The 23,864-nt window shown below is 59.1% G+C and carries 22 protein-coding genes; 12 read left to right on the forward strand and 10 right to left on the reverse strand.

Going from position 1 to position 23,864, the window contains the following annotated elements; all coding sequences use genetic code 11:
• Positions 1–50: 50 nt before the first annotated feature.
• On the reverse strand, positions 51–1,169 hold the full coding sequence (locus tag J7447_RS03030; RefSeq protein ID WP_209168704.1) for a TauD/TfdA family dioxygenase: 1,119 nt from the start codon (positions 1,167–1,169) through the stop codon (positions 51–53).
• Positions 1,170–1,425: 256 nt separating this feature from the next.
• Positions 1,426–1,989 (reverse strand): HdeD family acid-resistance protein, encoded by a 564-nt coding sequence (locus J7447_RS03035; protein WP_031268980.1) that lies wholly within the window; start codon positions 1,987–1,989, stop codon positions 1,426–1,428.
• A 142-nt stretch (positions 1,990–2,131) separates the two neighbouring features.
• On the opposite strand from J7447_RS03035, the gene J7447_RS03040 reads away from it, so the two are divergent.
• The 4 genes from J7447_RS03040 (at position 2,132) to J7447_RS03055 (ending at position 5,133) form a co-directional block, all read left to right on the forward strand.
• A complete protein-coding gene (locus tag J7447_RS03040) occupies positions 2,132–2,551 on the forward strand; it encodes a MarR family winged helix-turn-helix transcriptional regulator (RefSeq protein WP_023000044.1) in 420 nt (139 codons plus the stop codon).
• A 100-nt stretch (positions 2,552–2,651) separates the two neighbouring features.
• Complete coding sequence (fabF, locus tag J7447_RS03045; protein ID WP_023000045.1) at positions 2,652–3,914, forward strand: beta-ketoacyl-ACP synthase II; 1,263 nt, start codon at positions 2,652–2,654, stop codon at positions 3,912–3,914.
• A gap of 92 nt (positions 3,915–4,006) precedes the next feature.
• Complete coding sequence (locus J7447_RS03050) at positions 4,007–4,564, forward strand: XRE family transcriptional regulator (protein WP_209168705.1); 558 nt, start codon at positions 4,007–4,009, stop codon at positions 4,562–4,564.
• A complete protein-coding gene (locus tag J7447_RS03055; RefSeq protein WP_286188896.1) occupies positions 4,561–5,133 on the forward strand; it encodes a GNAT family N-acetyltransferase in 573 nt (190 codons plus the stop codon). Before J7447_RS03050 ends, J7447_RS03055 begins: the two co-directional genes overlap by 4 nt.
• Positions 5,134–5,257: 124 nt before the next feature.
• Here the strand turns inward: J7447_RS03055 and J7447_RS03060 are convergent, their stop codons facing one another.
• Positions 5,258–5,920: an FAD-binding oxidoreductase gene (locus J7447_RS03060; RefSeq protein WP_209168706.1), complete on the reverse strand. Its 663-nt coding sequence runs from the start codon at positions 5,918–5,920 to the stop codon at positions 5,258–5,260.
• 219 nt (positions 5,921–6,139) lie between these two features.
• Positions 6,140–7,951 carry an ATP-binding cassette domain-containing protein gene (locus J7447_RS03065; RefSeq protein WP_209168707.1) on the reverse strand — a complete coding sequence of 604 codons (1,812 nt, stop codon included), beginning with the start codon at positions 7,949–7,951 and terminating at the stop codon, positions 6,140–6,142.
• 203 nt (positions 7,952–8,154) lie between these two features.
• Here J7447_RS03065 and J7447_RS03070 point away from each other — a divergent pair, with 203 nt between their 5' ends.
• From J7447_RS03070 to J7447_RS03090, 5 genes are all read left to right on the forward strand, one after another.
• Entirely contained in the window at positions 8,155–8,637 is a 483-nt protein-coding gene (locus tag J7447_RS03070; protein ID WP_055658545.1) for a BA14K family protein, read from the forward strand.
• 222 nt (positions 8,638–8,859) lie between these two features.
• Positions 8,860–10,446 carry a peptide ABC transporter substrate-binding protein gene (locus J7447_RS03075; protein ID WP_062489583.1) on the forward strand — a complete coding sequence of 529 codons (1,587 nt, stop codon included), beginning with the start codon at positions 8,860–8,862 and terminating at the stop codon, positions 10,444–10,446.
• A 108-nt stretch (positions 10,447–10,554) separates the two neighbouring features.
• Positions 10,555–11,478 carry an oligopeptide ABC transporter permease OppB gene (gene oppB / locus J7447_RS03080; protein ID WP_031268981.1) on the forward strand — a complete coding sequence of 308 codons (924 nt, stop codon included), beginning with the start codon at positions 10,555–10,557 and terminating at the stop codon, positions 11,476–11,478.
• Positions 11,479–11,491: 13 nt separating this feature from the next.
• The gene (locus J7447_RS03085; protein ID WP_353653739.1) at positions 11,492–12,619 is read left to right on the forward strand and encodes an ABC transporter permease subunit; all 1,128 of its coding nucleotides are present in this window, start codon (positions 11,492–11,494) and stop codon (positions 12,617–12,619) included.
• Positions 12,620–12,629: 10 nt separating this feature from the next.
• Positions 12,630–14,255, forward strand: coding sequence for an ABC transporter ATP-binding protein (locus J7447_RS03090; RefSeq protein ID WP_035908324.1), 1,626 nt, complete (start codon positions 12,630–12,632; stop codon positions 14,253–14,255).
• 114 nt (positions 14,256–14,369) lie between these two features.
• On the opposite strand, the gene J7447_RS03095 is transcribed toward J7447_RS03090, so the two are convergent.
• Entirely contained in the window at positions 14,370–15,137 is a 768-nt protein-coding gene (locus J7447_RS03095; protein WP_161633233.1) for a GntR family transcriptional regulator, read from the reverse strand.
• 381 nt (positions 15,138–15,518) lie between these two features.
• The gene (locus J7447_RS03100; RefSeq protein ID WP_062489580.1) at positions 15,519–16,586 is read right to left on the reverse strand and encodes a dipeptidase; all 1,068 of its coding nucleotides are present in this window, start codon (positions 16,584–16,586) and stop codon (positions 15,519–15,521) included.
• Positions 16,587–16,734: 148 nt separating this feature from the next.
• Between J7447_RS03100 and J7447_RS03105 the strand changes: the two genes are divergently transcribed.
• Entirely contained in the window at positions 16,735–17,472 is a 738-nt protein-coding gene (locus J7447_RS03105; protein ID WP_023000057.1) for a L,D-transpeptidase, read from the forward strand.
• Between the two features lie 66 nt (positions 17,473–17,538).
• Here J7447_RS03105 and J7447_RS03110 read toward each other — a convergent pair whose 3' ends face one another.
• Positions 17,539–18,192 (reverse strand): hemolysin III family protein, encoded by a 654-nt coding sequence (locus J7447_RS03110; RefSeq protein ID WP_209168709.1) that lies wholly within the window; start codon positions 18,190–18,192, stop codon positions 17,539–17,541.
• A 297-nt stretch (positions 18,193–18,489) separates the two neighbouring features.
• Here J7447_RS03110 and J7447_RS03115 point away from each other — a divergent pair, with 297 nt between their 5' ends.
• Positions 18,490–20,001, forward strand: a complete 1,512-nt coding sequence (locus J7447_RS03115) for a malonyl-CoA synthase (RefSeq protein WP_209168710.1) — start codon at positions 18,490–18,492, stop codon at positions 19,999–20,001.
• Here J7447_RS03115 and J7447_RS03120 read toward each other — a convergent pair whose 3' ends face one another.
• Positions 20,002–20,625, reverse strand: coding sequence for a TetR/AcrR family transcriptional regulator (locus tag J7447_RS03120; protein WP_209168711.1), 624 nt, complete (start codon positions 20,623–20,625; stop codon positions 20,002–20,004). It lies immediately after the preceding gene.
• A gap of 215 nt (positions 20,626–20,840) precedes the next feature.
• Between J7447_RS03120 and J7447_RS03125 the strand changes: the two genes are divergently transcribed.
• On the forward strand, positions 20,841–21,401 hold the full coding sequence (locus tag J7447_RS03125) for a carboxymuconolactone decarboxylase family protein (RefSeq protein ID WP_023000061.1): 561 nt from the start codon (positions 20,841–20,843) through the stop codon (positions 21,399–21,401).
• A gap of 35 nt (positions 21,402–21,436) precedes the next feature.
• Here J7447_RS03125 and J7447_RS03130 read toward each other — a convergent pair whose 3' ends face one another.
• Positions 21,437–22,813, reverse strand: coding sequence for a DHA2 family efflux MFS transporter permease subunit (locus J7447_RS03130; protein ID WP_209168712.1), 1,377 nt, complete (start codon positions 22,811–22,813; stop codon positions 21,437–21,439).
• An 82-nt stretch (positions 22,814–22,895) separates the two neighbouring features.
• The gene (locus J7447_RS03135) at positions 22,896–23,843 is read right to left on the reverse strand and encodes a LysR family transcriptional regulator (RefSeq protein WP_209168713.1); all 948 of its coding nucleotides are present in this window, start codon (positions 23,841–23,843) and stop codon (positions 22,896–22,898) included.
• Positions 23,844–23,864: the final 21 nt, after the last annotated feature.

Consider the following 23,864-nt stretch of genomic DNA (forward strand, 5'->3'; position numbering starts at 1 on the left):
AGAACTGGAGAGCGCCCGGACATGTTCGGGCGCTCTTGACTAGGAGACCCTTAATTTCTTTTTCGGCTGAGGACTCGTATGCGGCTGTCGAATTCGCCGCGGTCGACATAACAGCCGCGCAGATGGCGGAACCCGGTGCCAGGGTCGAAAGCGGTTCGGCCATGCAGGACCCGCCGATTGTCGAAGATCACCATCTCTCCGCCTTTCAGCCGTGTGGTGATGACGTAATTCCTTGATCGGGTCATCTGCATCAAGGTGCGATACGCCCCGTAATAAGCTTCCATTCGATCGGCCGGCAGATCGAAGATCCCGGCGAGATGGGCGTTGAAATGGAGTTCCTGCACGCGTGCGAACAGATCGAGTTCGATCACCGTGTGATGGCGGCAGATGTCGTAGTCCTCGTCGTGAAAGCGAAAGGGCACCGGCGTCTCGGCAAGGAGCCGGAAGGCCTCCGGATCGAGACGGGCGAGATCGTCCGCAATCGCGAAGCCGTCACAAAAGATCGAACCGCCACCTTCTGCTTCATTGGCAAGACAATGCAGGAACTGGAAGCCTGGTGGCAGTTCCTGATTGGCCAGGTCCGTATGCAAAGGAAGGGCATGGGACGTATAGGCCAGGTTGTTCGGGTTCGGCTTGGAAATGACCTCAAATGTCGTGCCGAAATTGGTCTCCCGAAGAAAACCGATCCTGCGGGCGACATCGACACCTGCCTCCACGTCGTCAGCCATGCCGTCGACAAGAGCAAGGCCGGTTTTCTTGGCTTCGATCAGGAAAGCGACAAGGAGATCGTCGTTGACCATCAAGTCGGCGGACGCCGCGCGCGGAAGGCTTTCCGGGACAAGATCACCGCGCCACAGCGCAGGTTCGATCTCGGCTGGATCGGCAAGTCCGACCCCTGGCCGGTGATCGAACAGCCAGTCGGCCCTGTAGCGGCTGACATGGCCGTCGCCGGACCAGGTCAGAATAATTTCATCCGCATCCTGTTCGGCCTTCGCGATGGAAATATCCATCGCAATGCCGGTCAGGTCGAACTGGCGTTCCTGCGTTTGCGGATGAAACCCGCTCGGGCAGTTGTCGCGAAGCCAGATGTAGGGAAAGTTGGTGCTGGTGCCATCGGTCCAGGCGACAGAAAGCATGCGGTCCTCACCGCGCAAGGTCACGTTCGTCATTTCGAAAATCCGTTGATGTCTTGGAGGGGAAAGACGCCGGCAAGAGCCGGCAAACATCAACGGTCGGCAGGGGGCGGCCACCACCAATAGGCCTTGTTATGCGGATTGCCGCCATTGCGGCCGAGAACAGAAACCATCCACGGAACAGCCTGAACGCAGGCGATGCCTGCTGTTGAACCTGAAAAACGCTACATCAAAAAAAGCACCCGGCAAATGAAATTCTGCCGGGTGCCAGTCATCTCAAATAAATTCAGGTTCAGTTCTTGGATGCCTTGGCTGCAAGCGCTATGGCGATGTAGCTCCAGCCGTTGATCAGCACCGAAATGCCGGCCAGAAGGCCAAGCGCCCAAGCGGCCGAACTCGGCAGTTCCAGCCAGATCATGGCACCGGCCACCAGGGACACGAGCCCTGCGATCAGCACCCAGACCCAGCCGTCATGCGGCTTCAGTTTGAAGGCCAGCAGGATCTGGCTGATGCCCTGCGCCACGAAGATGGCGGCAATCACCAGTGTCAGCGCGATGGTTCCTGCGAGCGGGTTCACATAAATCACGATCCCGCCGATGACGGCGATAATGCCGGTGATCAGGTTCCAGAGGAAACTGGCGGTACCATGGGTCTTGAAGGAATTGTAGATCTGAACCAGGCCGCCGACGAATAGCACGGCCGCGATCAGGATCGTCACGGCAATCGACGTTGCCAGGGGAGCGGCGATCAGGATGATGCCACCTATGACCAGCGCAATGCCGAGCGCCAGAAACCAGCCCCAGTTGTCCTGGATCTTTCTTCTCATATTCTCTACGGCCTGAACAGCATCTGTCATTTTGACCTCCTCACGCTCCGGTTGCCGTTGTTGACCGTAACCCCTTTGCAAATAAACGCAATATCCTGATGACAAATTGCCCGGGAAGGGGAGCGTTCGACTGTGACTTGACTTTTGATGTGTATATGCACACAAAGCCCGCATGGAAGAAGACGATTTCTCGCTCTGCGTTCTCGACAACGCGCGCAAGGCCGCACGTGCCGTCAGCCGACACTACGACAAGCTGGCGCGGCAGGTTGGCATGACGGCCGGTCAGTTCTCCGTTCTTGTCTCGATCCGGAAATACGAAGGCGTGACGACGGCAGCACTGGCCAAGCGGCTGTCCATGGAACGTACGACGCTGGTGCGCAATGTCGCTCTTCTGGAGCGCAAGGGGCTGGTCGCATCGCAACCCGTCCGGGACGGCCGCAGCAAACAGTATCGGCTGACCCCGAAGGGTGCGGAGCTTCTTGATACTGCCGTCCCGTTGTGGCGGCAGGCCCAGGCAGACGTGAAGGGACATCTCGGCAGCGATGAATTTCTGCGTGCCATCGACACCCTGAAACGGCTCTCGGAGCTATAGCCGGGCAAAAAGAATTTCCATTTCGGGCGGACTGGCAAACCGCCTCGACACATCTTAACTGCCGGGGCGGGGGCGCTGGCAAACCAATGTGAGGTAAGACATGCGACGTGTGGTCGTGACGGGACTGGGGATCGTTTCCCCGCTGGGCACCGGGGTAGATGCCTTCTGGAACCGGGTGAAAGACGGGAGCAACGGCATCCGCCAGATCACCCACTTCGATGCAGGTGAGCTGGCTTGCCAGATTGCAGGCGAGGTTCCTTCGAAAGCAGAAGACGAGCATGGCTTTGATGTCGATGCAGTGATGGATCCGCGCGAACAGCGCCGCTCTGACCGGTTCATCCATTTTGCCATGGGGGCGGTTCAGGAAGCGCTGGCCCATGCGGGTTGGGAGCCGAAGTCCGACAGGGACAAGGAACGCACAGGCACGATCATCGCGACCGGGGTTGGCGGGTTTCCGGCCATGACCGCCGGTACGCGGCTGGTGGACGAAAAAGGTCCCCGCCGGGCGTCGCCTTTTCTGGTGCCGTCGTTCCTGGCCAACCTGGCTGCCGGGCAGGTCTCCATCCGGCATGGCCTAAAGGGGCCGATTGGCGCGCCGGTGACTGCCTGTGCCGCCAGCCTTCAGGCCCTTGGCGATGCCGCCCGTATTATCCGTTCGGGAGAAGCCGACGTGATGGTGGCAGGCGGGTCAGAAGCCTGTATCGACAAGGTTTCCTACGCCGGGTTCTGTGCCGCGAAGGCCATGTCCTCCAAACGCAATGGCGACCCGGCCCATGCGTCCCGGCCATTTGACCAGGACCGTGACGGCTTCATCATGGGCGAAGGTGCTGGAATCCTGATCCTGGAAGACCATGACCATGCCACCGCCCGCGGTGCGACGATCCTGGCCGAGTTGGCCGGTTACGGCACCAGCGCCGACGCCTATCACGTTACCGCGTCTTCGCCGGACGGTGAGGGTGGTCTGCGGGCAATGCGGCAGGCCTTGTCGACGGCCAATCTCTCGCCCGGTGAAATCGGTTACGTCAATGCGCACTCCACATCGACGCCAGTCGGCGATGCTGCCGAAATTGCTGCATTGACAACGCTTTTCGAAAACCGTGGCAAAGACCTTGCGGTGTCGTCGTCAAAGTCGATGTTCGGCCACCTGCTGGGGGCCGCGGGAGCCGTGGAGGCAATCGCCTGCGTCAAGGCCCTGATGAGCGGTCTGCTGCCGCCTTCCCGCAATCTGGAAGCGGCCGACGAGGCCATGAGCCGGTTCGAAATGATCCCCGGCAAGGCCATCGCTCGTGACGTCAACCACATCCTCACCAATGGCTTTGGTTTCGGCGGTGTGAACGCCAGCGCGGTGTTCTCGAAGGTGTGAAACTAAACGACCGTCAGACACTGCTCATTCTTTGAGCTTTGTAAAATGAGAAATCCCATATATGAGAAAATTCTCATTTATGGGATTTTTTGATGTCGAACCTTGATCAAGATCTTGCCCAGCGGCTGACCGAGCTGCGACGGGCCAGAAACTGGCCACTGGAAGATCTGGCCGAACGCACCGGTATCAGCCGGGCCACCCTGTCGCGGATCGAGCGCGGCGACACCAGCCCGACCGCAAGCGTTCTTGGAAAACTTGCCGCGGCATTCGGCCTCTCAATGGCCGAACTATTCGGAGCAGCCTCCGCAACGATCGAGCGCCTTGTTCCTCGGGACGTGCAGGCCGTCTGGACGGACCCGGAGACAGGCTATGTCCGCCGCACGTTAACGCCGGCAGCAAGCGGGTATCGCGGGGCCATGATCGAAGGTTGCATTCCCCCAGGTGCCACCGTTGCCTATGCCGCTCCGCCGGTTCCGGATCTGGAGCATCAACTTGTGCTTCTGGAGGGGAGCCTGCGGATGGTCATCGGCCCGGACGCCTACGACCTGGAGCCCGGTGATGCCCTGCGGTTCCGTCTCAACGCCCCCAACAGTTACCACGCGTCTGGAACGGTTCCGGCACGCTATTTCCTGACGGTGATCACGCCATGACACTTCCCGTTACCGAGACCGGACCTCTGCAAGTCCAGCCGTTCACGCCTGACGCCCCCGTCGGTCTGATGTCCGCAGATGAGGTGCGCATGTCGCTTCCCGCCCTGGGGCAGCTTCTGAAAGCATGTGTCGAAGATGGTGCCGGGATCGGCTTCCTGTTGCCGATGCCACAGGACAAGGCGGAAGCCTTCTGGGCGAGCAAGCTTCCCGCCATCGAAAGTGGGGAGGCATTTCTGCTTGCCGCGCGTCAAGGGGCGGACATTGCGGGCGTGGTGATGCTTGTGAAGGCAGGAGCCGACAACCAGCCCCATCGGGCGGACGTCGCCAAGCTGATGGTTCATCCGGAACATCGGCGCAAGGGACTTGCCAGAAAGCTCATGTCGGCCATCGATGGCCTTGCCCGTTCCGAGAACTGCTGGATGCTGGTGCTGGATACGGTCACCGGAGATCGCGCGGAAAAGCTCTACCCGACTTGCGGATACCAGAAGGTCGGCGTCATTCCGGACTACGCCTATAACAGCCACGGCCATCTGGATGCGACAACCGTGTTCTTCAAGGATTTACGGTGAGGGGAAGCGATTTGCTCCGCAGTAGAGGCGGCGGAGGCCCGAGGCACGGGTCTCCGCTGGGCTTTGCCTGGTTTGCCAGTCGCCAAGATGGCTCAGCTGAGGAAGCAGACCCGCCACGCCTGCGTTAGTCGCTGAATTCCACAGAGTCCGCCTTGACGCCAAGTTCCTCGAGCACTTCCTGAACCGCCTCCATCATGGGTGGCGGTCCGCAAAGGTAGAAGCGGCGGTCCAGATCAGGCACGAATTCCTTGATCATGTCCGCGTCGATCATGCCGTGGTGGCTGCCGGCCGTGTCTTCGTCTGACAGAACGTGATCGATCTTCAGGCCGTCCATAGCCTCAAGTTCCTTGCGGTAGATAATGTCCTCCGAGGTCTTGTTGGCAAAGATCAGCTGGTTGCCGTTCAGCTTTCCCTTCTTCTCCAGGTCCCGGAATATCGCAAGGAACGGCGTGATGCCGGCACCGCCGGCAATGAACACGCCCGGCTCGTCATAGCGGAATGTCTTGAACGGATCGGCGATCAGCACGTGGTCGCCCTCCTTCAGCTTGTGAAGGCGCTCCGTAACCCCGTCATGATCGGGGTATCCCTTGATGGTGAATTCGAGAGTTCGCTCTTCGGGCAAGGACGTCATCGTGAAGGGGCGAGTCTCGTTCCGCCATCCGTCTTCATCGAGCGCAATCTCTGTCGCGTCACCGACCTTGAAGTCGAACCCTTCAGGCTCGACAAGACGGAAGCGTTTCACATCGTGAGTGACCTGGTCGATCTTGAGAATGGTCGCCTTGTGCATCTGTGCGTCTCCTTATTGCTCGAAAAGGAAACGCGACAGGTGGCGGCAGGTTCCGCCAGAACACGGTGTCCGGGCTGGGTGCCATAGGTCCGATTTGGTGCAATGTGCACGGTGAGGCGCCTAGTGATCCCGAGACCATGTGATCGCGGTGCCGGAGTGCAGAGCAGGGCGGTCCCAGAGTTGAATCAATTTCTGAAGTTGATGTGCCGAACAGCTTGCCTAACCCGCCTCGTTCAGCATTTCCAGCTCCAGCCACTGCTCTTCCGCAGCATCCTTTTCATTCGTGAGATCAGTTATTTGCTGGGATATCTTGGCAAATTTGTCAGGGTTCTTCACGTAGAGCTGCGGGTCGTTCATTTCCGCCTGAAGCGTTTCGAGACGTGCTTCAAGTTTCTCGATCGTGTCCGGCAGGGTTTTCAGAAGATGCTGCTGGGTGAAGCTCAGTTTTGATTTTGCCTGAGGCTTTTGCGGCGAAGCCTCTGGAGCGGAAGGCTTTTCCTTCTTCACCGGCGCTGCCTTGTCGGCTTTGCGGGCGGTCACGCCTTCGCCGCGCTGTGCCAGCATGTCGGTGTAGCCACCGGCATATTCACGCCACAGGCCGTCGCCCTCCGAGACGATCACGGAGGTTGCCACCCGGTCGAGAAAATCGCGATCGTGCGAGACGATCAGGGCCGTGCCGGGATAGTCGGCCAGCAGTTCCTGCAGCAGGTCAAGCGTTTCAAGGTCGAGGTCGTTGGTCGGTTCGTCGAGCACCATCAGGTTCGACTTGTTGGCCAGTGCCCGAGCGAGCATGGCGCGGGCGCGTTCACCGCCCGACAGCACACCCACCGGCGTACGGGCCTGTTCCGGCGAGAACAGGAAGTCCTTCATGTAGGACATGACATGCTTGGTCTCGTCGCCGATCACCACCGTATCGCCGCGCCCGCCGGTTAGGACCGAGGACAGCGTGTCGTTGAGGTTCAGGTTCTCACGCTTCTGGTCGAGTGTGACCATTTCCAGGTTGGTGCCGAGCCGTGTCGTGCCCGTGTCCGGTGCTAGTTCGCCGGTCAGCATCTTCAGAAGCGTCGTCTTGCCGGCGCCGTTCGGGCCGACAAAACCGATCCTGTCACCGCGCTGGATGCGGGTCGAGAAGTCCTTGACGATGGCACGGTCGCCATAGGTCTTGGAAATGCCTTTGGCTTCGATCACCAGCTTGCCCGAAACTTCGGCATCCGTGGCAGCAAGCTTGGCGGTGCCTTGAGGCCCGCGATGTTCCCGCTTCTGTTTGCGAAGGTCGGCAAGCTCGCGCACGCGCCGCATATTGCGCTTGCGCCGGGCGGTGACACCGTAGGTCATCCAGTGCTCTTCGCGCTTGATCTTCTGCGCCAGTTTCTGCTGGTCGACCTCTTCCTGCTCGAACACCTCGTCGCGCCAGGCTTCGAAGTGGGCAAAGCCCTTGTCGAGCCGGCGGGCGACGCCGCGGTCGATCCAGACAGTGGTGCGCGACAGGTTTTCCAGGAAGCGACGGTCATGGGAAATCAGCACCAGGGCGGACTTCAGGCTCTTGAGCTCCTGTTCCAGCCATTCGATGGCGGGAAGGTCCAGGTGGTTGGTTGGCTCGTCGAGCAACAGGATATCCGGCTCGGGGGCGAGCGTCCGGGCGAGGGCAGCTCGGCGGGCTTCGCCGCCGGAAAGGGACTTCGGGTCTTCCGTGCCGCTAAGGCCCAGGACTTCCAGAAGATAAGCGCCGCGATAGGGATCGTCGCCCTCGGTCAGGCCTTCGTTGACATACTCCAGTGTGGAGGCATAGGCGGAAAGGTCCGGATCCTGCGGGAGATAGCGCACCGTGCGGCCGGGCTGGAAGAAGCGTTCGCCCTTGTCCATCTCCACCATGCCGGCAGCAATCTTCAAAAGGGTCGACTTGCCGGAGCCGTTGCGGCCGACAAGGCACATGCGCTCACCTTCGGAAACGGAAAGCTCGGCACCGGTTAGAAGTGGCGTGCCGCCAAAGGTCAGATGAACGTCGCGAAGTGTCAGCAGCGGTGGAGCCATGAGGGTCTTGTTTTCCCGGTCGGAATGTCGGATCGGCGCCCGGTTTACTGGCCGCGCGTGAACCGCGCAAGCGGCCCGGAAAGAACGCCCAGCATTTTTGATCGTGATCGGAGAGATTTTGGTGACCGAATGCGTTATTCTGGGCAGCGTGTGGACAGGGGCGACCAACAGGCGCGGGGCGTGCGCCGACAGGAGAGAGCATCATGTCTGACCTGAACCTGGCGAAACGCGAAAGGGGCTCTCTTGCCCGCAAGCGGTTTCGGATCTGTCTTGCCGCTGTCGCCATGTGTCTGGCCGGGGCAGTCGCCGGCTTGACCGGCACATCGCCCGCACGTGCCGACGGGATCTATTTCAATGGTGTCGGTATCGGCTTCGGTTTCGGCAATCGTGGTTATCGCGGCGGGGCCTTCTACGCACCTTATGGTCTTTACGGCCCGCCTTACCGTCCCTATGGCGCACCTTACTATTACCACCCCTACGACATGCGGGCCTATCCCTACCGGTCGCGGGTCTATGTGAACCCGCCGCGCTATCGTGGACAACCGCAGCGTGTCCCCTATACCAAGACCGGACTGGCTCCTTTTACCCCTCAGTGGACGGCCTATTGCGCGCGGAAATTCAAGTCTTTCAACCCTGATACGGGCATGTATCTGGCTCATAGTGGAAAATATCGATTTTGCCGCTAGGATTGAAACATAATTGCGCGTGTTGAGGTCAAATTATTTGACCGCCGAGTAAAACAACGGAAAAATTTTCCGGTTTCGTTTAAAAACAAGCAAAAACATCGCCTTTTTGCGACTAAGGTCGAAATGTGCCGTTGGGGGATGCTTGATTGCTCGCAAAGAGCGTGGAATCTTGTGACCCATCGTTCCATTTGCTTCAACTATAACCCAAGAGGGGAGAGCGATATGTTCAAGTCCATGCGTGTGACAGCGCTTGCGGCTGCCTTGATGGCTGCTACATCTATTACTGCGGTTGCAGAGGTGGTCTACCACCGCGGCAACACTGCCGACCCGGAAACCCTGGATCAGCACAAGACCTCCACAACCTATGAAGCGCATATCCTGCGTGATCTTTACGAGGGCCTGGTTGCCTATGGCGCCGATGGCCAGATCATTCCGGGCGTGGCTTCGGAGTGGAAGGTTTCCGACGACGGCAAGACCTACACCTTCATGCTGCGCGATGATGCCAAGTGGTCCAATGGGGATCCGGTTGTTGCCGGCGATTTCGTCTTTTCGCTTCAGCGCATCATGAACCCGGAAACAGGCGCGAAATACGCCAACGTTCTGTATCCGATCCTGAACGCCGAAAAGGTCAATAAGGGCGAAGCCAAGCCGGAAGAACTCGGCGTGAAGGCGCTTGACGATCATACGCTCGAGATCGCTCTGGAGTCCCCGACGCCGTATTTCATTGACCTTCTGGGCCACCAGACCGGCCTTCCGGTCCATCCGGCTTCCGTTGAAAAATTCGGCTCCGATTTCGTGAAAGCCGAAAACATCGTCACCAACGGTGCCTTCACCCTCGCAGAATTCGTGCCGAACGCACATGTGAAAGCGGTCAAGAACCCGCATTTCCATGACGCCGATCAGGTGAAGATCGACACTGTCTTCTTCTATCCGACCGAAGACCGTGGCGCGGCTCTGCGCCGGTTCCAGGCCGGTGAGCTGCACACCAACAACGATGCGCCGACCGAGCAGGTCGCCTTCATGCGTGAGAACCTGGGCGACCAGTTCCACGTGGCGCCGTATCTGGGCACCTACTATTACGCGCTTAATCACGAAGACGAAGTCCTGAAGAACCCGGACGTCCGCCAGGCTCTGTCCATGGCGATTGACCGTGAGTTCCTGGCCGACGAAATCTGGGGCTCCACCATGGTGGCCGGCTATTCCTTCGTGCCGCCGGGCATCGGCAACTACGGTGAACCGGCCTATGCCGACTACAAGGACATGTCCCAGATCGACCGCGAAGAAAAAGCGATCGAACTTCTGACCAATGCCGGTTTCGGCCCGGACAATCCTGTCGAACTGACGATCAACTACAACACGTCCGAAAACCACAAGAACACGGCAGTCGCGATTGCCGACATGTGGAAACCTCTCGGCGTCAACGTCAAGCTGATCAACACCGACACCAAGACGCATTACGCCATGCTGCGTGACCGTCAGGACTTCGACGTCGCCCGCGCCGGCTGGATTGGCGACTACTCCGACCCGCAGAACTTCCTGTTCATGGTCGAGAGCGACAACGACGGCTTCAACTACGCCCGCTACAACAATCCTGAGTATGATGCACTCATGGACGAAGCGGCCGTCACGGTGGATCTGGAGAAGCGTGCGGACATCCTGAAGAAGGCTGAAGAGCTCTTCATGCGGGACCTGCCGTTCATTCCGATGATGTACTACGGTTCCATGAACCTGGTCTCCGACAAGATGGCAGGATTTGAGGACAACCTCCTCAACATCCATCCGTCCCGCTGGATGAGCATCTCCGAATAACCTGACAACATCGAGACCGGCAGGGCTTCCCTGCCGGTTCTTGCAAGGCGGCATCAATCAATCAAGATTGACCGAAAGACCGCCGTTTAACAAACAGAGGCAAAGCCTATGCTCCGATATGTCCTCGGACGATTGCTCGGCGCAATCCCGACGCTTTTTCTGATTGTCACGATTTCCTTTTTCCTCATCCGCATCGCGCCGGGTGGACCGTTCGATCTGGAACGTCCCCTGGAGGCAAAGGTGATGGAAAACCTGAACAAGATCTACCATCTCAACGAGCCCCTGTGGAACCAGTACCTGCTGTACCTGCAGAGCGTGGCCCGTCTGGATTTCGGTCCGAGTTTCTACTTCCGCGACTTCTCGATCAATGAACTGTTTGCGGAAAGTCTTCCCATCTCCATCCAGCTGGGCTTGTCCGCGCTCTGCCTGGCCCTGGTGGTTGGCGGTTTCCTGGGCGTGGCGGCGGCGCTGCGCCAGAACAAACCGGCAGATTATTCGATCATGGCTGCGGCAACGCTCGGCGTCACGATCCCCAACTTCGTCGTTGCGCCGATCCTGACCCTGATCCTCGGCGTGTGGCTCGGCTGGTTGCCCGTGGGGGGCTGGAATGGCGGAGCTTTCGTCAACCGGGTACTGCCGGTCGTGACACTTGCGCTGCCTCAGATCGCAGTCGTGGCACGTCTGACGCGCGGCTCGATGATCGAGGCGCTCAGGTCCAACCATGTTCGCACTGCAAGGGCCTATGGGCTGACCTCCTACATGATCGTGGTGGTGCATGCGCTCAGAGGGGCGATCCTGCCGGTCGTTTCCTATCTCGGCCCGGCTGCGGCAGCGCTGCTCACCGGTTCCGTCGTGATCGAAACCATTTTCGGTATCCCGGGCATCGGCCGCTACTTCGTGCAGGGCGCTCTCAACCGTGACTACACCCTGGTCATGGGGACGGTTGTTGTCGTTGCCTGCTTTGTTATCCTGTTCAACCTCGTCGTGGATCTGCTCTATGCGCTGCTCGATCCGCGTGTGCGCTACGACTGAGGAGGAGACGACTGTGACCCTCACTGCAACATCATCCACCGGGGCGCCTGCTAAGGGGCGTTCCCTGTGGGACGACGCACGCGACCGGTTGCTCGCCAACCGTGCGGCGGTCGCCTCCATTATCGTGCTTCTGACAATCGGCCTGATCTCGATCCTTGGCCCGATCCTGTCTCCTCATCACTACGACACAGTCTATCGTGACTACGTGAAGGTGCCGGCCAGCCTGGAGGCCTATCCGAAGCCTGAGCAGGTCGAGCCCGGTTTCATGTCTTCCGCCAAACGGGCGCGTCTGACCGTGGATGCGTTTGAGCGCGAAGGCGACATGATTGTCGCCAAGGTCACCTCCAGCCGGGATATCGATCCCCGGTCAGTGCTGTATTTTGACCGTAGCGACCTGTTCAGGAATACCGAGCTGACGGACATGTCCGCAGACAACAAGTCTGCAACGGTCAGGGCCGACATCAACTTCATGCATTTCTATTTCGGCACCGACGCCAATGGTCGTGACATGATGACCCGGACGTTCATCGCCGGCCGCGTGTCGCTGACCATCGGTCTGTTGGCAACCATCGTTGCGATATCGATCGGTGTTCTCTACGGGGCGACTTCAGGATATCTCGGTGGCCGGGTCGACCAGATGATGATGCGCGTCGTGGATATCCTCTATTCGCTGCCGTTCATCTTCTTCGTGATCATGCTCGTCGTGTTCTTCGGCCGGAACTTCATCCTGATGTTCATCGCCGTCGGTGCCGTGGAATGGCTCGACATGGCGCGCATCGTGCGCGGGCAGACGCTGACCATCAAACGCCAGGAATATGTGCAGGCGGCGGAAGCACTCGGTGTGGCCGATGGCGGTATCGTGCGCCGGCACATCATCCCGAATACGCTTGGTCCGGTCGTGGTCTACATGACACTTCTGGTGCCGAAGGTGATCCTGCTGGAAAGTTTCCTGTCCTTCCTTGGCCTCGGCATTCAGGAGCCGATGACCAGCTGGGGCGTGTTGATTTCCGAAGGCGCGCGAAATCTGCAAGGGGCTCCCTGGATGCTGATTTTCCCGTCCATCTTCCTGACATCGACCCTGTTTGCGCTGAACTTCATCGGCGACGGCCTGCGCGATGCCCTGGACCCGAAGGACCGGTGAGGAGAAGACCATGACCAGCGAAACCAAGAAAACGGTCCTCTCAATCAAGGATCTGAAGGTCGACTTTGAAACCGCGACGGGTACCGTCAATGCGGTTCAAGGCGTCGACATTCACGTCCAGGCGGGTGAAACCGTCGCGATCGTCGGGGAAAGCGGCTCGGGCAAGAGCCAGACCATGATGGCGGCTATGGGCCTTCTGGCGTCCAACGGGCGCACACGCGGCGAGGTGATCTACGAAGGCCGGAATATTCTCGGCTTGCCGGTGGGCAAGCTCAACAAGATCCGCGGTGCCAAGATCACCATGATCTTCCAGGAGCCGATGACCTCGCTCGACCCGCTTTACACCATCGGACGGCAGCTGGCCGAGCCCATGGTCGTTCATGGCGGGTTGTCGTGGAAAGCGGCCAAGGCAAAGGCCCTCGAGCTTCTGAAACTCGTCAACATTCCCGAGCCGGAACGCAAGATCAACGCCTATCCGTACGAGATGTCAGGCGGCCAGCGCCAGCGTGTGATGATCGCAATGTCGCTTGCCAACGATCCAGACGTGCTGATTGCCGACGAGCCGACCACTGCGCTCGATGTCACCACACAGGCGCAGATCCTGGACCTTCTGGCGGATCTGCAAAAGCGCCTAGGCATGGCGGTGATCTTCATCACCCATGATCTGGGTATCGTTCGCCGTATTGCGGACCGGGTCTATGTCATGAAGACCGGTGAAGTGGTGGAAAGCGGCGAGACCGGGCAGATCTTCACCCGGCCTGCGCATCCCTACACAAAAATGCTTCTGGATGCGGAGCCGACAGGCCACAAGCTGCCGGTGCCAGACAGTGCGCCTGTTCTGCTGGAAGCGCAGAAGGTCGAAGTGGAATTCGAGCTCGATTCCGGTTTTCTGAAGCCCAAGCATGTGCTGCGTGCGGTTGACGACATCAGTTTCTCGCTGCGCAAGGGCCAGACACTGGGCATCGTCGGCGAAAGTGGCTCTGGCAAGTCCACCCTCGGTCGTGCAGTGCTGAACCTGTTGCCGGCCGGTGGCCGGGTGGTGTTCCACGGACAGCAGATCACCGGCAAGAACCGCTCCGAAATGCGTGCGCTTCGCAAGGACATGCAGCTTATCTTCCAGGATCCTTTCGGGTCTTTGTCCCCGCGTATGACGGTTGGCCAGATCATTTCCGAAGGGTTGATGGTGCACGAACCCTCACTCAACGCCCGCCAGCGGGATGAGCGCGCCTGCAAGGCACTTGAGGAAGTGTCACTCGACCCGGTCATGCGCAATCGCTATCCGCACGAGTTTTCGGGCGGACAGCGTCAGCGTATCGCGATTGCCCGCACCATGGTTCTGAAGCCGGAACTGGTCGTGCTCGACGAGCCGACCTCGGCTCTCGACCGAACGATCCAGAAGCAGGTGGTGGAACTGCTGCGTGACCTGCAGAAGGCTCATGACCTGACCTATCTGTTCATCAGTCATGACCTTGCCGTCGTGCGCGCGCTGTCCGACACGGTGATGGTGATGCAACGTGGCAAGGTTGTTGAGGCGGGGTCCGCCGACGCGATCTTCGAGGCGCCTAAGTGCGATTACACCAAGGAGCTGATCGGGGCCGCAATGCTGACTCAGCAGCAAATGATGGAAAGCGCCTGAGGGCGAACCTTTATAAAGCAACTCGGGTGCGCGGGCGGTCAACCTAAAGCGGTTGGCCGCCCGCAATCTGTGGGCTCTCTGCCTGTGTGAGCGGGAAGGTCGGTTGAGCTTAGCCTAGCGCCAATTGAAGCCAGCTGCCTGAACAGGCAACGCGTCGAACTGGTCCTGCAATTCCACGATATCCGTACCGTAAAAGTGTGGAGCCAGCAAAACGGCGCTCGACAGGATATGAGCTCGAAGAGCCGTCAGTGTCGCGTCGACATCATGAGCTTCCAGCGCTTCGATGACGGACCGGTGCGGGGTCACATTCGGTCTGGTCCATGACTGTTCGGAACGCGGTCTCGACAGCATGACCCGTTGCAGGATCATGAAGGTCCTGACCAGCATAGGATCCAGAACGGGCATCCGGGCGATTCTGAAGAGTTTCAGATGCAGGGCACGGTCGATCTCGGCACAGCCGAACACGTCCCTCTTGTCACGGCAGGCTTCGAACTGGTCTTCAAGGTCATAGAGCTCGTTCACCTGGTCCTTGGTGACATGTTTGACCGCTTCCACGACGCCGGTCGATTCAATGTCGATGCGCAGTTTCAGCATCAGACGGGCTTCTAGCGGGCTCGGATCTGTGACGTAGGTGCCTTGATAGCCGCGGCGAACAACGAGGCCGCATTCCTGAAGCAGCATGAGCGCTTCACGGATGGTGCTCTGCGAGCAGCCATAGTCCTGGGCAAGGGATTGTTCTGTAATCGGGCTTTCCGAGGTCATTTCCCCGGTCAGGATCTGGCGTTTGAGATCCTGATAGACTGCATCGGACTTGCGCGCGCGCTTGCCCCTGTTTTCCGCTTGAACCGGCGAACGTCTGTCCGCGGTAAGTAATACATTCACGTCGCTGCCCCCCACTGGCATCGCGTCTGAATGGCAACGCAAAGAAAGACCACAGCCGACAAATATCGCCGTCTGCAATCTCGCGTTTTTTTCTCCATCCGGCCATCCGCTGGTGCGAAGGAACGGTCAATGGGACGTGCCAACCACGCACAACCGCCTGAATACTGCAACCTGCCTGCATCTTGTGCCACCGATGAGGGTGGGTCTTGAACGTGCAGTTCAGGTGGAATTCCGGATCTAATATTTAGACGGCTGCCAAAAAATAACAATAAATGCATTGTTTCTCCGCCCGTCCACAAATGCAATCGCTAACTGTTTACGCATGGTAACAAGTTTGCGAGGCGGGCGGAGTGATCTTGATCAAAGGCGAGACAGGCCCGTTCAGCCGGCAGCTTTCTCCAGTGCGGAGATCCAGTTTTTCCAGGCGATCTTCTCCAGAACCGGTGTATTGAAACCGCGGCCGTCGAGCTCTTCCATCAGACGGGACAGACCGGTGACGTCGCCGATATCGCGCGGCAGGACACAGCCGTCGAAATCCGAGCCGAGAGCCACGCTGTCTTCGCCGAGGCGGTCAACCAGATAGGCTGCATGGTCGGCAATGACCGAAAGCGGCGTGTCACGCGAATGACCGCCGTCCTTACGCAGGAAGGCAACGTGGAAATTGATGCCGACGAGACCTCCGCTTTCCTTGATGGCATCAAGCTGCTTGTCCGTCAGATTGCGGCTGCTTTCGCAAATTTTGTGAACATTGGAGTGGCTGGCAACGATCGGCCGTTCTGTGATGCGCGCCAGGTCCCAGAACCCCTTTTCGTTCAGATGGGACACATCAAGCAGCACCCCGAGCTGGTTGCAGGCGCGAACCAGGTCGCGACCCGCGCCGGTCAGGCCGGGGCCGATATCCGGTGAAGCCGGGTGCGCCATCGGCACACCGTATCCGAAATCATTCTCTCGGCTCCACACCAGGCCAAGTGAGCGCAGACCGCGGCCGTAGAGCTCCTCCAACGCATAGAGGTTGGTATCGATGGCTTCGGCACCTTCAATGTGAAGGCTTATGGCAATCTGGCCGGATTCGATCGCTGTACGGTTCTCGTCCGGGGTTCTGCAAATGACGACATTGCCTTCCGACTGGGCTTCGATCTGCTCGGCCCGTTCCAGCATACGTTTTGTGAAATCAAACGCACTCTTCTGCGGTACGGGCTGATAGTTGGCAGGGTCCTTCGGGTTGAAGGGGCGGGTGAAGTCCTGTTCCGGGTTGGAAGGTACGAACATGGCGAAAAGCCCACCGGCAAATCCGGCTTCCTGCGCCCGCACCATGTCGATGTGGCCTGTGGTCGAGCGGTCAAAGAAACTGCGCTCGGTGCCTTTCATGGCCTCGATTTCAAGTTTCAGGAGTGTGTCGTTGTGACCGTCGAAGACGGGAAAAGGCGACTTTGAAACGTTTGTCTGCACGGAAGGACCTTGAGTGTGGGGTGGGCCGGAGAAGGTCGGCTGGGAATAATCTAAGGATTCATCTGAAGAATGTAAGGCAGTTCGGCGAATGTGACTTGCAACTGTTGAAAACCTGTCTCAAGAAGGAGCCAGAATTTGTGGAGGTCTCATGAAGCGTTCCAATTCGCCGCTCGATGTTGACAGTTCGCCAGCAGGTGGCGCGATGAACAGGCGTGGTTTCCTGGCCGCCGGCCTGGTGCTTACGGCAGCCGGCCTTGCAGGATGTCAGTCCGCCGGGCTGGTTGGTCTGCCGGATCAGGCCGATCTGCCGGACGAGCAGTTCGACTATGCGGCTGCCTATGCGGCATGGCCTGATGGCGATTACACCTGGCCGGCCATCAACTACAAGAATTTCGACCAGAAGTACTGGCGGCAGATCGTGGAGTACAAAACCCGCGAGCGGCCCGGAACCATCATCGTCGATCCTTATAACAACTTCCTGTACTGGACGCTCGGCAACGGCAAGGCGCTGCGCTATGGCATCGGTGTGGGCAAGGCCGGGTTCGCCTGGTCGGGCGAGGCGAAGATCCGCGTCAAGCGGCCTCATCCGATCTGGCGCCCTCCACGCGAAATGATTGCCCGCAAGCCGTCTCTGGAGCGTTATTGGGAAAAGGGCTACCCGCCCGGTCTGAAGAACCCGCTGGGCGCGCGCGCCATGGATCTGTGGCAAGGCGCCACTGACACGCTTTACCGTATCCACGGCACCAACCAGCCGAACTCCATCGGCAAGAGTGTGTCTTCGGGCTGTATCCGCATGTGGCAGCAGGACGTGATCGACCTGTACAGCCGCGTGCCGCTGCAGACAAAGGTGGTCGTGCTCAGCAAGGATCCCAACGCGGACGCCTAAGCAGTCACGCTGATGGAAATGGAAAAGGGCGGTACCTGTCGGTGCCGCCTTTTTTGTCGCACGGTTTCAGGCGGCTCTGATAAGGGCCACGTCGTGGAACACGGCAGAGAAATGACAGACCGCGGCGGCCAGTACGAAGGCGTGCCAGATCGCATTCTGGAATGGCAGGCGTTTCCAGGCATAGAAGGCTGTTCCAACCGTATAAAGCAGCCCGCCCGCCACGATCATGTAGAACCCGAATGCGGATGCTTTTTCGATCAGCGGATTGACGGCAAAAACGACCACCCAGCCTAGCGCGAGGTAGATGGGGACAGTGAGGCGATCAAGCCCGGTCAGATGTGCCAGTTTGACGATGGCCCCGGCCAGCGCACCGGTCCACACGACAGCCAGCAGCACGCCGCCCGTCCATCCGCCGATGATCATTGCCGCCAGGGGGGTGTAAGTGCCCGCGATCATCAGGAAGATGGCCGCGTGGTCGAGCCGTCTCAAGATCCCTGTCTTGTGGTCTTTCGCCAGCATGTTGTAGAGCGCGGAACAGATCAGCATCGCCATCAAGCAGGCTGCATAGATCATGACAGTGACCTGCCGGGCGGGATCACCCGCGTTCCAGAGCGTGGCTGCCAGGACAATGGTTGCCGTCAGCCCCAGGCAGATGCCGATCACATGAACGGCACCGTCGGCGACGAATTCTGCAAAGGTCTGCGGTCTGATTGTCGGCATCAAGTATCCCTCGGTCGTTCGGAGTGCGATTGCGTGGTCCAACCCCTCTCAGCTGAACGTGCGGATAATTTGACGAAGCAAATTCGCAATGCCGAGGAGGGCCAATCAGTCTCAAACCATTTCAGCACCATTTATGGCTTCACACCCTAAAGCATGGCGTGAAAGTTTTATGAAAGCTTGATGGTGGCAGGCCGCATTTCCCCGGACTTGCTCAAAATTCGCAGACTTGCTTTAAAATTGGGCACCATTGGTATCAAATACATCCTTCCTGATTGCCCGCCATTTCGGAACGCTGCGATGATGAACCATCTCTTTGACGCCCTGACCGCCTTCATACCGGATCGGTCCAAGGTCTTTCTCGAAACACTGGACGGCGGGAAGATAACCTATGCGGACATGTTCGCGCGGTCTGCGCAATATGCCGGTGCCCTCCAGAAACTGGGTGTCAAAGCGGGAGACCGGGTTGCTGTCCAGGTGGAAAAGACGCCCGATACCCTGATGCTCTATCTCGGCACGATCCGTGCCGGTGGCGTATTTCTGCCTCTGAACACTGCCTATACCCCTGCCGAAATCGGTTATTTCGTTGGTGATGCGGAACCGGCTGTCTTTGTCTGCGACCCGGCCAGGGCCGACGTGCTGGCCGGAACGGCGCAAAAGGCCGGCGCGCGATTGCACACGCTCGATCAGAACGGGGAGGGCAGCCTCAGTCTACTCGCAGACCAGATGCCGACGGATTACGACAACCGTCCGCGTGAAGACGACGATCTGGCGGCCATCCTCTATACGTCCGGTACTACGGGACGTTCCAAGGGAGCGATGCTCACGCATGGAAATCTGGCGTCGAATTCGCAGACCATGGTGAAATACTGGCAGTTCACCGAAGACGATGTGCTGTTGCACGCCCTGCCGATTTTCCACACTCACGGGCTGTTCGTTGCCACCAACTGTCTGATGATGGCAGGCGGTTCCATGCTGTTCCTGCCGAAGTTCGACCTGGATCAGGTTCTTGCCGCTCTGCCGAAAGCAACAGCCATGATGGGCGTTCCGACATTCTATACGCGCCTGCTGGCATCGGACCGGTTCACGCGGGATGTGGCGGCCCACATGCGCCTGTTTATTTCAGGGTCAGCCCCGCTCTCGGCAGAGGTGCACAAGGAGTTTCGTGAGCGCACCGGACACGCAATCCTGGAGCGTTACGGCATGACCGAAACCAACATGAACACTTCCAATCCCTATGATGGTGCACGTCGGCCGGGAACGGTTGGATTTCCTCTGCCCGGGGTCGGGCTTCGCGTCGTCGATGCCAGAACCGGGCGAGAGCTGCCGGACGGAGAGGTCGGCATCATCGAGATCAAGGGGCCCAACGTTTTTCTGGGATACTGGCGAATGCCGGAAAAGACGGCACAGGAATTTCGGGCAGACGGCTATTTCATCACCGGCGACATGGGGCGCGTCGACGAAGACGGTTATGTTTCCATCGTCGGCAGGTCCAAGGATCTGATCATCAGCGGTGGTTTCAACGTTTATCCGGCCGAGGTTGAAGCGCTGCTGGACGAACTGCCGGGCGTCGCCGAAAGCGCGGTGATCGGCGTGCCGCATCCCGATTTTGGAGAGGCGGTGGTCGCCGTGCTGGCACCGAAACCGGGAGCCGAACTGGGCCAGGACGCCGTTCAGGCCTCCTTGAACGATCGTCTGGCGAAGTTCAAACAGCCCAAGAAGGTCCACATTCTGGAGGCCTTGCCGCGGAACACCATGGGCAAGATCCAGAAAAACGTGCTGCGTGAACGGTTCAGCGGCGATTTCGGCTGATCACGCCATCTTGCACTCACTCGCCTGTCCGCCTTTTTCGAGAAGGTCGAGACCTTTCAGCGTCGCTTCGCATGCAAGCCACAAGGATTTCTCTGAATGGACAACCTTGCTCAGCGTGTTGATGCCGATCATCAGCGTCTGAACCGCAAGTGCATTGCTGCGAATGTCATAGTCCTTCGGTAGTTCGCCGGTTTCGACACCCAGCTTGAGCAGTCTTTCCAACCGTTCCAGACTTCCGAAGATAACTTCTGCCAACACCGGCCCCAGTTCGGGATGGCTGCTGCAGAGTTCGCTAATTGCGTTGACAGCCATGCAGCCGCGCCATTCCGGGTCGCGGGCCCGCAGGCGGCATATGTCCTGAAAGAATTCAGTGATTACGCCACGCACCAGCTTGTTGGAATTGTCGTGAGCCAGAACCCTGTCCGGCGAGACCCGGGTGTAGCGGGCAAGCACTTCCTTGAACAGCTGCTCCTGGGAGCCGAAGGCGTTGTAGAAGCTCGATCGGGTTATCCCGAGAACCTCCGCGAGCGATTTGACGGAATTGTTGCGATAGCCTGTCTGCCAGATCTGGTTCATCACCACATCGAGCGCGTCTTCCCTGTCGAATTTGGACGGTCGTGCCATCGCTCTCGTCTCACGAACATGTTACGCGGATAGTTTTGTTCACATATGGACAAAACGCTTGTTCCAGTTTTGTACACAAGTGATCAAAACGTAGCAAGTTCAAGCGCTGTCACGGACTGACGGGACGCATGGTGCGGTTCCCTCCAGTCGCGTCGGCGCCCCTGAAGACCACCTCGTTTCTTTTCCTCAGCCCAAGCTTTGAAGGAGCATAAGGCATGTTTGAGTACCACACCCCTGAAACTGCACCGCAAGGATCTCTGGACCTGCTCGAGAGGTCGAAGAAGGATTACGGCTTCTATCCGAAACTGCACCAGGTGATGGCCGAAGCCCCTTCCGTCTATGAAGCCTATCTGGAAACGTTCCGGCTTTTCACTCAAGCCACGGATCTGTCGCCGACCGAGCAGCAGGTCGTGATGATGACAGTGAACTACCTCAACGAATGTCACTACTGTATGGCAGGGCACACCATGCTGATGAAGATGGTCAAGGTGCCGGATGATGCGATTGCCGCCTTGCGCGTTGGAGGACGCCTGAACGACCCGAAACTGGAAGCGCTTCGCGTCTATACGCGAACCCTCGTCGAGCAGCGTGGACATATCGGTGACGATGCGTTGAAGGCATTTCTTGCCGCGGGTTATTCCAAACGGCAGGCGCTTGAAGTTCTTGTCGGCATCGCCGCCAAGACCTTGTCGAACTTCACCAACGCGCTGGCTCACACTGAGCTGGATGAGCCGGTCAAGCAATTTGCCTGGAAGAAGGAACCGGAAATGGCGTGACCTTCCAGGTCGCTTGTTCCGGCACCCGGGAGCACTCAGCTCCCGGGTGCTGAATGGTAAGCTGGTGCATCATTGGCGAATGACCTGAAGCCATAGGCGCAGCACAGGGCGATCAGTACACCCATCACCCAGAAGATGGAGCCGAACCCTGCCTCCATGGCCAGCAGCACGCTGCCCATTGTGACACCGAGTGTTCCTCCAACCAGACGCGCCGTGATGACCAGGCCACTGACCTCTCCCTGCTTTTCCGAAGGGACCGCGTTGGCTGTGATCCGCCCGGTTGGGATCATCGCAAAGGGAAGGGCAATTCCCCAGACCAGAAGAGCCGGGGCTAGCGCCAAATAGTTTTCCGCAAGTGTGAGGCTGCCGATAGCAATGTTGGCCAGAGCCAGAACCGCGAGGGCTACCAGAACCGGCTTGCGTGAACCGTGCCTGTCTCCCAACTTGCCGGCGGGTGCCGACAGGAAGGGAAACGGAAAAACGGCGACGACAGTTGCGAGACCTGCCGCCAGCGCTGAGAATTTCATGTCGAGCTGCAGGAAATGGGGCACGAAGATCGCAACGACGATCTTGTTCATCTGTGTCAGAAGGATCACGAGAACACTGGCGTGAAACGCCTTCAGTCGAAACAGGTGCACATCGATCAGCGGCATCCGTTGCCTGGCTTCAAAGGCTACGAAAAACACGATCCCGGCAATTCCGGCCAGCAAGCTGCCCAGGATCAGCGGCGTCATCCAGCCAAAGTCGGGACCTTCCATCAGGCCGAAAATGATCCCCGTCATGCCAACAAGCAACAGGAACAGACCTATCCGGTCTATGAGCGGGCGGGCAGGCGTTTGCTGCGGCGGTTGCCAGAACAGGCAGGCAAGCACAGTGCCTACGGCGACAATGGGGATGTTGACCCAAAAGACCCAGCGCCAGGAAAGAAAATCAGTCAGGACACCGCCCAGCAGCGGTCCCGCGGCCAGGAATATCGTTGCCATCCCCGCCAGAATGCCGATTGCACGGCCCCGTTCTGCCTTGTCGAAGGTGAGGGTCGCGGCTGCGAGCGTCATAGGGAACATCACTGCTGCGCAAAGGCCCTGGACGATGCGCATGCCGATCAGCAGTTCAGGTCCGTTTGAAAATCCGGCCAGAAGACTGGCGAGCGCAAACACACTGGCGCTGACAATTAGGGCAGGGCGCAACCCGAAAAGGTCGATCGCCTTGCCGCCGATAGCGGCGAAGCAGGTGAACGTCAGCATGTAGGCGTTGATGATCCAGTGGGTCAGTGTTGGCGAAAGCCCCATCTCGGACCGGATTGCCGGAAGTGAAACGCCAAGGATTGTCTCGTCCAGCATCACCAGGCCGCCAAGCGTACCCATGGCCAGAACAAGCCCGCGTTTGCGATCCTTTTCGGAGAGTGAAGCCACTGCCTGTCTCCCCCGTTCGCCGGAAATTACCGGCTTTTCCCCTTCTCCCCTTGAAAAGCTTACGAAGGTTACTGCTTCGCGCCTAGGTTTTTTTCAATTCCGACCCTGCAGTTTGACCCGTTCCGCCGAAGGCAAGCGTCGACAAGGCTCTGTCGGACTGGTGGCTCCAGGCGGTCAAGGCAGATGAGAGGCGTGCCGCCGGACTGTCCAGCGGGTCCGAGGCGCGGCGAACACACCACCAGTCGAGCGAAACGCCACCTTCGGCAATCGGGCGGGAAACCAGTGTTCCGTCAGCCAGCTCCGGCTCGATGGCCCACTTGCTGAAGATGGCAACGCCGAACTTGGCGCGCACCAGATCGATCACGGCTTCCGGTGTCGGCATCGGGGTCAACCGCCGGAACGGCTGGGTGGGGGCGCCAAGCAGGGTTGTCCAGTCAAATCCGGGTTCTGCAGTCAGCGGATAAACGAAGAAACGCTCATCGCCCATGTTTTCGCTGTTGACGACGGGCTCTGCGGCAAGCGGGTGATTGTGCGCCAGCACCGCGACAATCGGGTCGGTTCCCAGCTTCACCGCGCGTAGCGAGGCAAGTGCCGGTTCGCGGCCGAAAACCAACGAAACGTCAACGGAACCGTCGAGGAGCGAGGCCAGGGGATGCGCCGTCGCACGCGATGACAGATCGACCGACAGTTTCGGGTCGGCCGTGTCCAGGTATTCCAGAAACGCGGGAAACCAGTGATAGCGACTGTAGGTTGCCTGGCCGAGGCGAACGAGGATCCTGGCGTCCCTTGCCGAGGCTTCAAGATCCTGCTCCAGACGAAACAACTCGCCCAGAAAGGTCTCGCCCAGATGCCGCAGACGCTCGCCCTCCGGCGTCAGTTCAATCCGGTTCTCGGCGCGGCGTGCCAGAACCACCCCCAGGCGGCGCTCTGCTTCCCGCAGCCTGTGTGAAGCTGCGGACTGGGTCACGCCGAGACGCGTGGCGGACGCGGTCATGCTGCCGGTCTCGCCAAGCGCGGAAAGAAGGGTCAAGTGATGGAGGGCCAGTCGAGG

Origin of the sequence: Labrenzia sp. R5_0 (genome assembly GCF_017743835.1) — a bacterium.
GTDB classification, from domain to species: Bacteria; Pseudomonadota; Alphaproteobacteria; order Rhizobiales; family Stappiaceae; genus Roseibium; species Roseibium algicola.

Excerpts from the sequence above, each read along its gene's own strand:
- J7447_RS03110 (WP_209168709.1), bottom strand. The coding sequence starts at position 18,192 with ATGCCGACAATCAGACCGCAGACCTTTGCAGAATTCGTCGCCGACGGT.
- J7447_RS03050 (WP_209168705.1), top strand. The coding sequence starts at position 4,007 with ATGTCGAACCTTGATCAAGATCTTGCCCAGCGGCTGACCGAGCTGCGA.
- J7447_RS03055 (WP_286188896.1), top strand. The coding sequence starts at position 4,561 with ATGACACTTCCCGTTACCGAGACCGGACCTCTGCAAGTCCAGCCGTTC.
- J7447_RS03105 (WP_023000057.1), top strand. The coding sequence starts at position 16,735 with ATGAAGCGTTCCAATTCGCCGCTCGATGTTGACAGTTCGCCAGCAGGT.
- fabF (WP_023000045.1), top strand. The coding sequence starts at position 2,652 with ATGCGACGTGTGGTCGTGACGGGACTGGGGATCGTTTCCCCGCTGGGC.
- oppB (WP_031268981.1), top strand. The coding sequence starts at position 10,555 with ATGCTCCGATATGTCCTCGGACGATTGCTCGGCGCAATCCCGACGCTT.
- J7447_RS03030 (WP_209168704.1), bottom strand. The coding sequence starts at position 1,169 with ATGACGAACGTGACCTTGCGCGGTGAGGACCGCATGCTTTCTGTCGCC.
- J7447_RS03060 (WP_209168706.1), bottom strand. The coding sequence starts at position 5,920 with ATGCACAAGGCGACCATTCTCAAGATCGACCAGGTCACTCACGATGTG.
- J7447_RS03070 (WP_055658545.1), top strand. The coding sequence starts at position 8,155 with ATGTCTGACCTGAACCTGGCGAAACGCGAAAGGGGCTCTCTTGCCCGC.
- J7447_RS03035 (WP_031268980.1), bottom strand. The coding sequence starts at position 1,989 with ATGACAGATGCTGTTCAGGCCGTAGAGAATATGAGAAGAAAGATCCAG.
- J7447_RS03075 (WP_062489583.1), top strand. The coding sequence starts at position 8,860 with ATGTTCAAGTCCATGCGTGTGACAGCGCTTGCGGCTGCCTTGATGGCT.
- J7447_RS03115 (WP_209168710.1), top strand. The coding sequence starts at position 18,490 with ATGATGAACCATCTCTTTGACGCCCTGACCGCCTTCATACCGGATCGG.
- J7447_RS03065 (WP_209168707.1), bottom strand. The coding sequence starts at position 7,951 with ATGGCTCCACCGCTGCTGACACTTCGCGACGTTCATCTGACCTTTGGC.
- J7447_RS03120 (WP_209168711.1), bottom strand. The coding sequence starts at position 20,625 with ATGGCACGACCGTCCAAATTCGACAGGGAAGACGCGCTCGATGTGGTG.
- J7447_RS03040 (WP_023000044.1), top strand. The coding sequence starts at position 2,132 with ATGGAAGAAGACGATTTCTCGCTCTGCGTTCTCGACAACGCGCGCAAG.
- J7447_RS03090 (WP_035908324.1), top strand. The coding sequence starts at position 12,630 with ATGACCAGCGAAACCAAGAAAACGGTCCTCTCAATCAAGGATCTGAAG.
- J7447_RS03125 (WP_023000061.1), top strand. The coding sequence starts at position 20,841 with ATGTTTGAGTACCACACCCCTGAAACTGCACCGCAAGGATCTCTGGAC.